Source organism: Bacillus sp. FDAARGOS_527 (genome assembly GCF_003812125.1).
In the GTDB taxonomy this organism is placed as follows: Bacteria; Bacillota; Bacilli; order Bacillales; family Bacillaceae_G; genus Bacillus_A; species Bacillus_A paranthracis.
This window is the reverse complement of the sequence record NZ_CP033795.1, coordinates 3408904-3420921: the sequence shown is the minus strand read 5'-3', so window position 1 is coordinate 3420921 and position 12018 is coordinate 3408904. Positions and strand designations below refer to the sequence as shown.

General features: G+C 37.8%; 10 protein-coding genes. All 10 read left to right on the top strand.

Features of this window, described 5'->3' with window-relative positions:
• Window positions 1-150: 150 nt before the first annotated feature.
• On the top strand, window positions 151-1974 hold the full coding sequence (gene lepA / locus EGX95_RS20385; RefSeq protein WP_001030953.1) for an elongation factor 4: 1824 nt from the start codon (window positions 151-153) through the stop codon (window positions 1972-1974).
• A 131-nt stretch (window positions 1975-2105) separates the two neighbouring features.
• Window positions 2106-2480 carry a winged helix-turn-helix transcriptional regulator gene (locus EGX95_RS20380; protein WP_001293546.1) on the top strand — a complete coding sequence of 125 codons (375 nt, stop codon included), beginning with the start codon at window positions 2106-2108 and terminating at the stop codon, window positions 2478-2480.
• 52 nt (window positions 2481-2532) lie between these two features.
• A complete protein-coding gene (gene hemW, locus EGX95_RS20375) occupies window positions 2533-3672 on the top strand; it encodes a radical SAM family heme chaperone HemW (protein ID WP_025991619.1) in 1140 nt (379 codons plus the stop codon).
• 133 nt (window positions 3673-3805) lie between these two features.
• Window positions 3806-4822: a heat-inducible transcriptional repressor HrcA gene (hrcA, locus tag EGX95_RS20370; RefSeq protein ID WP_000954950.1), complete on the top strand. Its 1017-nt coding sequence runs from the start codon at window positions 3806-3808 to the stop codon at window positions 4820-4822.
• A 121-nt stretch (window positions 4823-4943) separates the two neighbouring features.
• Window positions 4944-5522: a nucleotide exchange factor GrpE gene (gene grpE, locus EGX95_RS20365; protein ID WP_000392720.1), complete on the top strand. Its 579-nt coding sequence runs from the start codon at window positions 4944-4946 to the stop codon at window positions 5520-5522.
• A gap of 26 nt (window positions 5523-5548) precedes the next feature.
• The gene (dnaK, locus tag EGX95_RS20360; protein WP_000034690.1) at window positions 5549-7384 is read left to right on the top strand and encodes a chaperone protein DnaK; all 1836 of its coding nucleotides are present in this window, start codon (window positions 5549-5551) and stop codon (window positions 7382-7384) included.
• A 204-nt stretch (window positions 7385-7588) separates the two neighbouring features.
• Window positions 7589-8704 carry a chaperone protein DnaJ gene (dnaJ, locus tag EGX95_RS20355; protein ID WP_000043935.1) on the top strand — a complete coding sequence of 372 codons (1116 nt, stop codon included), beginning with the start codon at window positions 7589-7591 and terminating at the stop codon, window positions 8702-8704.
• Between the two features lie 28 nt (window positions 8705-8732).
• Window positions 8733-9671, top strand: coding sequence for a 50S ribosomal protein L11 methyltransferase (prmA, locus tag EGX95_RS20350; RefSeq protein ID WP_000872107.1), 939 nt, complete (start codon window positions 8733-8735; stop codon window positions 9669-9671).
• A gap of 144 nt (window positions 9672-9815) precedes the next feature.
• Window positions 9816-10565 carry a 16S rRNA (uracil(1498)-N(3))-methyltransferase gene (locus EGX95_RS20345; RefSeq protein WP_001190163.1) on the top strand — a complete coding sequence of 250 codons (750 nt, stop codon included), beginning with the start codon at window positions 9816-9818 and terminating at the stop codon, window positions 10563-10565.
• Window positions 10566-10571: 6 nt separating this feature from the next.
• A complete protein-coding gene (gene mtaB / locus EGX95_RS20340) occupies window positions 10572-11924 on the top strand; it encodes a tRNA (N(6)-L-threonylcarbamoyladenosine(37)-C(2))-methylthiotransferase MtaB (protein WP_000108677.1) in 1353 nt (450 codons plus the stop codon).
• Window positions 11925-12018: the final 94 nt, after the last annotated feature.

The following is a 12018-nucleotide window of genomic DNA, read 5'->3' as shown; positions in this document are numbered from 1 at the left end:
AAGGTTTGTCTCTTATGGTTTGTTCGCATAAGATATAAATAGAATGATTTGTATTGTAAGCAGCACGAGTTTTCATTGAATCTTTGCTGCTCTATTGATATAATCAGTGCTAGTGTATATTGGCGAGACTATTAGGAGTTGAGAACATAGATGAACAAAGAAGAAAGAGCAAAAAGACAGTCCAAAATTCGTAATTTCTCTATCATTGCTCATATTGACCACGGAAAGTCAACGTTAGCAGACCGTATTTTAGAGAAAACAAACGCGTTAACACAACGTGAAATGAAAGCTCAGTTGCTTGACTCTATGGATTTAGAGCGTGAGCGTGGTATTACAATTAAATTAAACGCAGTACAATTAAACTATAAAGCAAAAGACGGCGAAGAATATATTCTTCACTTAATTGATACACCAGGACACGTCGACTTTACGTACGAAGTATCTCGTAGTTTAGCGGCTTGTGAAGGTGCAATTCTTGTAGTAGATGCAGCGCAAGGTATTGAAGCGCAAACGTTAGCGAACGTATACTTAGCGCTTGATAACAATTTAGAAATTTTACCGGTTATTAATAAAATCGATTTACCAAGTGCAGACCCAGAGCGTGTACGCCAAGAGGTGGAAGATGTAATTGGGTTAGATGCATCAGAAGCTGTACTTGCTTCGGCAAAAGCTGGGATTGGTATCGAAGAGATTTTAGAACAAATCGTTGAAAAAGTGCCAGCACCAACAGGTGATTCAGAAGAACCGTTACAATGTATGATCTTTGACTCTTTATATGATCCATACCGCGGTGTAATTGCGTATATCCGTGTTGTAAATGGAACGGTAAAAGTTGGCGATAAAGTACGTATGATGGCAACTGGAAAAGAATTTGAAGTAACAGAAGTAGGTGTGTTTACACCGAAAACTACGCAACGTGATGAGTTAACAGTAGGTGATGTAGGTTTCTTAGCGGCATCGATTAAAAATGTTGGTGACACACGCGTTGGTGATACGATTACACACGCGAAACGTCCAGCAGCTGAGCCGTTAGCAGGTTATCGTAAATTAAACCCAATGGTATTCTGTGGTTTATATCCGATTGATTCTGCACGTTACAACGACTTACGTGATGCGCTAGAGAAATTAGAATTAAACGATTCTGCTCTTGAGTTTGAGCCAGAAACATCTCAAGCGCTAGGATTTGGTTTCCGTTGTGGATTCTTAGGACTTCTTCATATGGAAATCATTCAAGAGCGTATTGAACGTGAATTTAAAATTGATTTAATTACAACAGCGCCAAGTGTTATTTATAAAGTATTCTTAACGAATGGTGAAGACATGATTGTCGATAACCCGTCTAATATGCCGGATCCACAGACAATTGATCGTGTTGAAGAGCCATTTGTTAAAGCAGCAATTATGGTTCCGAATGACTATGTTGGAGCTGTAATGGAAATCTGCCAAGGTAAACGCGGAACGTTTATTGATATGCAATATTTAGATGAAACGCGTGTTACTTTGACATATGAAATCCCATTATCAGAAATCGTATATGACTTCTTCGATCAGTTGAAATCAAATACGAAAGGATATGCATCATTTGATTATGAGTTAATTGGTTACAAACCATCTAAACTTGTGAAAATGGATATTCTTTTAAATTCTGAGCAAGTCGATGCTCTATCATTTATCGTACACCGTGATTCAGCATATGACCGTGGTAAAGTAATCGTAGAAAAATTAAAAGAATTAATTCCAAGACAGCAGTTCGAAGTGCCAATTCAAGCGACGATCGGAAACAAAGTTGTAGCGCGTTCTACAATTAAAGCGATGCGTAAAAACGTACTTGCGAAATGTTACGGTGGTGACATTTCTCGTAAGCGTAAACTTCTTGATAAGCAAAAAGAAGGTAAAAAACGTATGAAGTCTGTTGGTTCTGTAGAAGTACCGCAAGAAGCATTCATGGCTGTACTGAAAATGGATGACAACTAATAGTTGGAATGAAAAAAGAAGTCGTTTATGCGGCTTCTTTTTTACGTATAATTACTTTTTAGACATCTGAGTAGCTCTCATTTACAATAGTGAGAGAGCTTTTTAGTTCATATAAAGTTAGGAGTTTGTTAATGTCCGAAAATATTCGAAAAGATATTCAAGAAAAAATACAAAATGGCAATTTTAATTGTGAAAAGGAATTGACGCTTTCTATTATTAGTGGAAAGTGGAAAGTTGTGATATTGTGGCATCTTGGTGTGGAAGGGCCTCATCGTTTTAGTGAATTACAGCGATTATTTCCGAGCATTTCTCATAAAGTTTTATCAAACCAATTAAAAGAGTTAATGGAAGATGGGATTGTTGATCGAACAGTATACCCAGAAATTCCACCGCGAGTGGAATATTATATGACGGAATTAGGCATGTCGCTTTTACCAATCGTTGAAATGATGTATGATTGGGGAAAAATGCGAATGGAACAAATTCGTAATACGTTAGAGAAGTAAAAGAAGCCTCCCGAGCGTGGAGGTTTTCTTTTTAGAAAGGTAGGAGTTATTTTTGGTGCAAGCTGCATATATTCATATTCCGTTTTGTCAGCATATTTGTCACTATTGTGATTTTAATAAAGTGTTTATTGAACGCCAGCCGGTCGATCAATATTTAGAGTATTTAGAGAAAGAAATAATAAATACAGTTCAAAAGGTACCGTTTGATAGTATGAAAACGATTTTTGTTGGCGGGGGAACTCCAACAGCATTAAATATGGAACAGACAAAGAAATTATTAAATATTATAAATCGTCGTTTACGTCCGTTTGCCCCGAATTGTGAATTAACATTTGAAGCGAATCCAGGTGATTTGCCGAAAGAGAAATTAAATGTATTGCTAGAAGGTGGAGTGAACCGAATTAGTTTTGGGGTGCAAACATTTCGAGATGAATTGCTTGAGAAAATTGGACGTAAGCATACGAGAGAAGATGCGTTTGTAGCAATTAGAGAAGCGCAGGAAGTGGGCTTCAAAAATATAAATGTAGATATTATTTATGCTCTGCCGGGACAGACGATAGAAGATGTAAAAGAAACGTTAGATATTGCTTTTACGCTTGGTGTACAACATTTCTCGGCATATTCATTAATTGTGGAACCGAAAACTGTGTTTTATAACTTAATGAATAAAGGGAAATTAAGACTACCAGGTGAAGACCATGAAGCGAAAATGTACGAAATGGTAATGGATGAAATGGAGAAACATGGCTATACCCAGTATGAAATTAGTAATTTCTCAAAAGGTAATAATGAAAGTAGACATAATCTCACATACTGGAATAATGAAGAGTATTATGGATTTGGAGCTGGGGCGCATAGTTATGTAAATGGAGAACGTATCCAAAATGTAGGGCCGCTCAAGCAATATTTCAATAAAATCGATGAAACCGGATTTCCGTATTTAGATGTTCACGTGGTGACGGAGAAAGAAAAAATGGAAGAAGAGTTGTTCTTAGGACTCCGAAAAACAAAAGGTGTATCTAAAATAGCGTTTCAAAAGAAATTTAATATGGAAATGGATCAAGTTTTCGCGAAGCAGTTACAAAACAACCAAGAACAAGGATTGCTTGAAGAGAGCGATGGATATGTTCGTTTAACGCGAAAAGGAAAATTATTAGGGAATGAAGTATTCCAATCATTTTTGATTGACTAATTAAATGTTCCATTAACGTGAAAAAGTTTCATTATTTCGTGACGTTTCCGTTGACAATTGAATGTCAATTTTGGTAAGTTATTAATAGATTTAGCACTCGAAGACAAAGAGTGCTAACAGAGGTGATGATGAGATGCTTACGGAACGTCAGCTCTTAATTTTACAAACAATTATTGATGACTTTATTGGATCAGCGCAACCTGTTGGGTCAAGGACGTTGGCTAAAAAAGATGAAATTACATTTAGTTCAGCTACTATACGAAATGAAATGGCTGATTTAGAGGAACTAGGATTTATTGAGAAAACGCATAGTTCTTCTGGACGTGTTCCTTCTGAAAAAGGATACCGATTTTATGTAGACCATCTTTTAGCGCCGCAAAATTTACCGAACGATGAAATTGTACAAATTAAAGATTTATTTGCTGAAAGAATTTTTGAAGCGGAAAAGATTGCACAACAATCAGCTCAAATTTTATCAGAGCTTACAAATTATACGGCCATTGTTCTTGGACCGAAGTTAAGCACAAATAAACTTAAAAACGTACAAATTGTTCCGCTTGATCGTCAAACCGCAGTCGCTATTATTGTAACGGATACAGGGCATGTACAAAGCAAAACGATTACCGTTCCGGAATCTGTTGATTTATCAGATTTAGAAAAAATGGTTAATATTTTAAATGAAAAGCTATCGGGCGTACCAATGTCGGAACTCCATAATAAAATCTTTAAGGAGATTGTTACGGTATTGCGTGGGTATGTTCATAATTACGATAGTGCAATAAAAATATTGGATGGTACATTTCAAGTTCCGTTATCGGAAAAGATATACTTTGGAGGGAAGGCAAATATGCTTTCGCAACCAGAGTTTCATGACATTCAAAAAGTTAGATCTTTACTTACCATGATTGATAACGAAGCTGAGTTTTATGATATTTTGCGTCATAAACAAGTTGGTATTCAAGTGAAAATTGGTAGGGAAAACTCTGCGACAGCCATGGAAGATTGTAGTTTGATTTCTGCAACATATTCGATTGGAGAAGAACAACTTGGAACAATTGCAATTTTAGGTCCAACGAGAATGCAATACTCTCGTGTAATTAGTTTGTTGCAGTTATTTACAAGGCAAATTACAGATGGACTAAAAAAATAAAGAATAAAGAAGAATACATTCGCTCAAGTGATAAGCAATACATCACTGTGTGTAATATATAACTATACTTAGGTAATCATGCTATGCATGATACCTAATACCTTTTAAGGAGGTGAAAATTGTGGAAGAGCGTAACGAACAAGTTGTAGAAGAAGTGAAAGAAGAAGTAAAAGAAGCACAAGTTGAAGAAGCCGTAACATCTGAAGACAGCGAAGAAACTGTTGAAGAAAAAAGTGAGGCTGCTCTTTTACAAGAAAAAGTAGATGAATTGCAAGCGAAACTGACGGAAACGGAAGGCCGTATGCTACGTCTACAAGCTGATTTTGAAAATTATAAGCGTCGTGTTCAAATGGATAAACAGGCTGCTGAAAAATATAGAGCGCAAAGTCTTGTTTCAGATATTTTGCCAGCTCTTGATAATTTTGAAAGAGCGATGCAAGTGGAAGCAACTGATGAGCAAATGAAGTCCTTATTACAAGGGATGGAAATGGTATATCGTCAATTGTTAGAAGCGATGACAAAAGAAGGTGTAGAAGCGATTGAAGCTGTTGGTAAACAGTTTGATCCTCATGAACACCAAGCTGTTATGCAAGTAGAAGACAGCGAATTTGAATCAAATGCGGTTGTGGAAGAATTCCAAAAAGGTTATAAATTAAAAGACCGTGTAATTCGCCCATCGATGGTAAAAGTAAATCAATAATTTACATAAAAGTAGGAGGATTCGCCATGAGTAAAATTATCGGTATTGACTTAGGTACAACAAACTCTTGTGTAGCTGTTATGGAAGGTGGAGAACCAAAGGTTATCCCAAATCCAGAAGGAAACCGTACAACACCTTCTGTTGTAGCTTTCAAAAATGAAGAACGTCAAGTTGGGGAAGTAGCAAAGCGTCAAGCAATTACAAACCCAAATACAATCATGTCTGTTAAACGTCATATGGGTACAGACTACAAAGTAGAAATCGAAGGTAAAGAATATACACCTCAAGAAATTTCTGCAATCATTTTACAAAACTTAAAAGCTTCTGCTGAAGCATATTTAGGTGAAACAGTAACGAAAGCTGTTATTACAGTACCTGCATACTTCAACGATGCAGAGCGTCAAGCAACGAAAGATGCTGGTCGTATCGCTGGTTTAGAAGTTGAGCGTATCATTAACGAACCAACAGCAGCAGCGCTTGCTTACGGTTTAGAAAAACAAGATGAAGAGCAAAAAATCTTAGTATATGATTTAGGTGGCGGTACATTTGATGTATCTATCCTTGAGTTAGCAGATGGAACATTTGAAGTTATTTCAACTGCTGGTGACAACCGTCTTGGTGGAGATGACTTTGACCAAGTTATCATTGATCACTTAGTAGCTGAGTTCAAAAAAGAAAATAACATTGATTTAAGCCAAGATAAAATGGCACTTCAACGTTTGAAAGATGCAGCTGAAAAAGCGAAAAAAGATCTTTCAGGTGTAACACAAACACAAATTTCATTGCCATTCATTAGTGCTGGAGCTGCTGGTCCATTACACTTAGAATTAACATTAACAAGAGCGAAATTCGAAGAGCTTTCAGCAAACCTTGTTGAAAGAACATTAGAACCAACTCGTCGTGCTTTAAAAGATGCTGGTCTATCTGCAAGTGAATTAGATCGCGTTATCCTTGTAGGTGGTTCTACTCGTATCCCAGCTGTACAAGAAGCTATTAAACGTGAAACTGGTAAAGAACCATATAAAGGTGTAAACCCGGATGAAGTTGTAGCATTAGGTGCTGCAGTTCAAGGTGGCGTACTTACTGGTGATGTAGAAGGCGTACTATTATTAGATGTAACTCCACTTTCTTTAGGTATTGAAACTATGGGTGGTGTGTTCACGAAATTAATCGAGCGTAACACTACAATTCCAACGAGTAAATCACAAGTATTCTCAACAGCTGCTGATAACCAACCAGCAGTAGACATTCATGTATTACAAGGTGAGCGTCCAATGTCAGCTGACAACAAAACGTTAGGACGTTTCCAATTAACGGATATCCCACCAGCACCACGTGGTATTCCACAAATCGAAGTAACATTCGATATTGATGCGAACGGTATCGTTAACGTACGTGCAAAAGATTTAGGAACAAGCAAAGAACAAGCTATTACAATCCAATCTTCTTCAGGTCTTTCTGATGAAGAAGTAGATCGTATGGTAAAAGAAGCAGAAGCAAACGCTGACGCTGACCAAAAACGTAAGGAAGAAGTTGAACTTCGTAACGAAGCTGACCAACTTGTATTCCAAACAGATAAAGTTGTAAAAGATTTAGAAGGTAAAGTAGATGCAGCTGAAGTTGCAAAAGCAACAGAAGCGAAAGAAGCATTACAAGCTGCGATTGAGAAGAACGAGCTTGAGGAAATCCGTGCGAAAAAAGACGCTTTACAAGAAATCGTACAACAACTAACTGTTAAACTATATGAGCAAGCTCAAGCAGCTGCAGGGCAAGCAGAAGGTGCACAAGGAGCACAAGATGCTGGCGCGAAGAAAGACAATGTAGTAGACGCTGAGTTTGAAGAAGTAAAAGAAGACAAGTAATTCAACTTTAAACATAATAAGTAAGATGACAAAAAGTCAAAGTCAAGCGTGCCTTGGCTTTGGCTTTTTTCACGAATGAGAAGGAATGTGTGAGGGTCTTAAGTTTTTTACTTTGCATACTGTAAGTGAGGAAACTTTGTTGCAAAGCACTTTCTTTCGGTGTTAAAATTACGTTTATGTGAAAGATTCGGGGGTTGTAAATTTATGAGTAAACGAGATTATTATGAGGTCCTTGGACTTAGCAAGGGTGCTTCAAAAGATGAAATAAAAAAAGCGTATCGTCGTTTGGCTAAAAAATACCATCCAGACGTAAGTAAAGAAGAAAATGCAATTGAAAAGTTTAAAGAAGTACAAGAAGCATACGAAGTATTAAGCGACGATCAAAAGCGTGCGCAATATGATCAATTTGGTCATGCTGGTGCTAATCAAGGCTTCGGCGGCTTTGGCGGCGGAGGAGACTTCGGTGGTGGCTTCGGTTTTGAAGATATCTTTAGTTCATTCTTTGGCGGCGGTGGCGGCAGACGTCGTGATCCAAATGCTCCGCGCCAAGGTGCTGACTTACAATATCAAGTCACTTTAGATTTTGAAGAAGCTATTTTTGGTAAAGAGTTAAATGTTGAGATTCCAGTAGAAGATCCATGTGATACTTGTAAAGGTAGCGGGGCAAAACCAGGAACTTCAAAAGAAACATGTAAACATTGCTCAGGATCAGGGCAAGTAAGTGTAGAACAAAATACACCATTTGGTCGTATCGTAAACCGTCAAGCTTGCGGTCATTGTTCAGGAACTGGGCAAATCATTAAAGAAAAATGTACGACATGCCACGGTTCTGGTAAAGTTCGTAAACGTAAAAAAATCAATGTTAAAATTCCAGCAGGTATCGATAATGGTCAACAAATCCGCGTATCTGGAAAAGGTGAAGCGGGCGTAAATGGCGGCCCAGCAGGAGATTTATATGTTGTTGTTCATGTAAGAAATCATGAATTCTTTGAGCGCGAAGGAGATCACATTATTTGCGAAATGCCATTAACATTTGCGCAAATGGCACTTGGTGATGAAGTAGAAGTTCCTACTGTTCATGGTAAAGTGAAGCTGAAAATTCCAGCAGGAACACAAACAGGAACAGAATTCCGCCTAAAAGGTAAGGGTGCTCCGAACGTACGTGGATACGGTCAAGGAGATCAATATGTAGTCGTGCGTGTTGTTGTACCGACGAAATTAACTTCACAGCAAAAAGATTTATTGCGTGAATTTGCAGGACAAGAAGAGCAGGATGATAGTTTATTCGGAAAGCTTAAACGTGCTTTCAAAGGGGAATAATGGAAATAAAAAATGGAGTTGGTAAATTGTGAAATGGTCAGAAATTAGTATTCATACAACAGAAGAAGCAGTAGAAGCTGTCTCTCATATTTTACATGAAGCTGGTGCTAGTGGAGTTGCGATTGAGGACCCAGCGGAGTTGACGAAAGAGCGCGAGCAACAATATGGTGAAATTTATGCATTGAACCCAGATGAGTATCCGGCAGAAGGTGTGTTAATAAAAGCATATTTCCCGCAAACGGATTCTTTACATGAAACAATTGCAGGTGTAAAATCATCTATTGATGTGCTTCCATCTTACGACATCGAAATTGGTACTGGAAATATTACCGTTAACGAAGTCAATGAAGAAGATTGGGCTACTGCTTGGAAAAAATATTACCATCCAGTACAAATTTCTGATACATTCACAATTGTACCGACTTGGGAAGAATATACACCATCTTCTCCGGAAGAAAAAATTATTGAATTAGATCCAGGTATGGCGTTTGGGACAGGAACTCATCCAACAACAACGATGTGTATCCGTGCTTTAGAAAAAACAGTACAACCAGGTAACACAATCATTGATGTAGGAACAGGTTCTGGTGTACTGAGTATTGCAGCAGCAAAATTAGGTGCGTCTTCTGTTCAAGCATATGATTTAGACCCGGTTGCAGTTGAAAGTGCAGAAATGAATGTACGTTTAAATAAAACAGATGATATCGTATCTGTTGGACAAAATAGTCTTTTAGAGGGTATTGAAGGTCCTGTTGATTTAATCGTAGCTAACTTATTAGCAGAAATTATTCTTTTATTCCCTGAAGATGCAGCAAGAGTTGTGAAGTCAGGCGGATTATTTATTACATCGGGCATTATTGCTGCAAAGGAAAAAGTAATTTCTGAAGCGCTAGAAAAAGCTGGATTTACAATTGAAGAAGTGTTGCGAATGGAAGATTGGGTAGCAATTATTGCACGAAATGCGTAATATAGATTTTAGTCTATAATGAAAAGGGGAGTCTCTCACTATAAGGTGAGGGACTTGCCGTTTGTTATATGAAAAATGATAACGTTTCGTTCTTTTCGTAAGTATTGGCTTACGAAAGGAACGAAACTCTACTAAGGTGATTATATGCAACGTTATTTTGTAGAAGAGAAATATGTAAATGAGACAAGTATTCGCATTGTAGGTGATGACGTACATCATATAGCAAGAGTGATGCGTATGTCAGCTGGTGATCACATTTATTGCTGTGTAAACGGAAAAACAGCCGTATGTTCAATTGATGAAATTACCAGTGAATTTATTAATACGGCTATTGTAGAATGGGTAGAGACGTCAAGTGAACTTCCTGTTTTCGTGACGATTGCAAGTGGACTGCCGAAAGGAGACAAGCTAGAGTTAATTTTTCAAAAAGGAACTGAGCTTGGGGCAGCTGCATTCTTACCATTTCAAGCATCTCGCTCTATCGTAAAATGGGATGCGAAAAAAGCTGATAAAAAAGTTGAGCGTTTAAGAAAAATTGTGAAAGAAGCTGCGGAACAATCACATAGAAGTGAAATTCCAGAAGTACACGCCCCAGCATCGTTTAAACAATTGTTGTCAATGAGTGGTGAGTATGATGTTTGCCTTGTTGCTTACGAAGAGGAAGCGAAACAAGGCGAGAAATCTAATTTTGCGAAAGCTTTAACGATGATGAAACCAGGTCAAAAGCTATTGATTGTATTTGGCCCAGAAGGCGGTTTAGCTGAGGAAGAGATTACAGCGCTTCGTGAACATAAATTTGTACCATGTAGTTTAGGACCAAGAATTTTAAGAACAGAAACGGCGCCGTTATACGCGTTAAGTGCTGCTTCGTATCATTTTGAATTGATGGGGTGATGATCAATGTCAACTGTTGCGTTCCATACGTTAGGTTGTAAAGTAAACCACTATGAAACAGAAGCCATTTGGCAATTGTTTAAACAAGGTGGATATGAAAGAACTGAATATGAAAAGAAAGCTGATGTATATGTTATCAATACATGTACAGTAACAAATACGGGAGATAAGAAAAGTCGTCAAGTTATTAGACGTGCTGTTCGTCAAAACCCAGATGCGGTTATTTGTGTAACGGGATGTTATGCACAAACATCTCCAGCGGAAATTATGGCGATTCCAGGTGTAGATATTGTAGTTGGTACACAAGATCGTGAAAAGATGTTAGGATACATCGAAGAATTCCGTAAAGAGCGTCAGCCAATTAATGCTGTCCGCAACATTATGAAAACACGTGTATACGAAGAACTGGATGTACCTTACTTCACGGATCGTACACGTGCATCTTTAAAAATACAAGAAGGTTGTAATAACTTCTGTACATTCTGTATTATTCCTTGGGCGCGTGGTTTAATGCGTTCTCGCGATGGGAAAGAAGTTATTAAACAAGCGCAGCAATTAGTAGATGCAGGCTATAAGGAAATCGTATTAACAGGTATTCATACAGGTGGATACGGTGAAGATATTAAAGATTATAACTTAGCTGGATTACTTCGTGATATGGAAGCGGAAGTAGACGGATTAAAACGTCTTCGTATTTCTTCTATTGAAGCGAGTCAGATTTCAGATGAAGTAATTGAAGTGTTAGATAAGTCTGAAGTAGTTGTACGTCACTTACACATTCCGTTGCAATCTGGATCTAATACTGTATTAAAGCGTATGCGTCGTAAGTATACGATGGAATTTTTCCAGGAGCGCTTAGATCGTTTGAAAGAAGCGTTACCAGGTCTTGCGATTACATCAGACGTAATCGTTGGTTTCCCAGGTGAAACAGAAGAAGAATTCATGGAAACATACAATTTCATTAAAGAGAATCGCTTCTCTGAGTTGCACGTATTCCCGTACTCAAAACGTACAGGAACACCTGCAGCGCGTATGGAAGATCAAGTTCCTGAAGATGTGAAGAATGATCGTGTTCACCGTTTAATTGAACTATCTAATCAATTAGCGAAAGAGTATGCATCACAGTTTGAAGGAGAAGTACTTGAAATTATTCCAGAAGAACAATTTAAAGAGGGCGACCGTGAAGGCCTATATGTAGGTTATACAGATAACTACTTGAAAATTGTATTTGAAGGATCAGAAGAATTAATCGGTAAATTAGTGAAAGTAAAAATCACAAAAGCTGGTTATCCATATAACGAAGCGCAATTTGTTCGTGTCCTTGAAGATGATGTGAAAAAGGAATCAGCAAGCGCATAAAGTGAAACTTTAATGAGCGTGGGATTCATTCCCCGCTCATTATTAGCCCGCACCAATCGGGATAAAAAAGCATGCAAATGGAAACGATTTGCAT

Bases quoted from the DNA above. Each gene is read 5' to 3' on its own strand.
- dnaJ (WP_000043935.1), top strand. From the start codon at position 7,589: ATGAGTAAACGAGATTATTATGAGGTCCTTGGACTTAGCAAGGGTGCT.
- lepA (WP_001030953.1), top strand. From the start codon at position 151: ATGAACAAAGAAGAAAGAGCAAAAAGACAGTCCAAAATTCGTAATTTC.
- hrcA (WP_000954950.1), top strand. From the start codon at position 3,806: ATGCTTACGGAACGTCAGCTCTTAATTTTACAAACAATTATTGATGAC.
- EGX95_RS20345 (WP_001190163.1), top strand. From the start codon at position 9,816: ATGCAACGTTATTTTGTAGAAGAGAAATATGTAAATGAGACAAGTATT.
- dnaK (WP_000034690.1), top strand. From the start codon at position 5,549: ATGAGTAAAATTATCGGTATTGACTTAGGTACAACAAACTCTTGTGTA.
- EGX95_RS20380 (WP_001293546.1), top strand. From the start codon at position 2,106: ATGTCCGAAAATATTCGAAAAGATATTCAAGAAAAAATACAAAATGGC.
- mtaB (WP_000108677.1), top strand. From the start codon at position 10,572: ATGTCAACTGTTGCGTTCCATACGTTAGGTTGTAAAGTAAACCACTAT.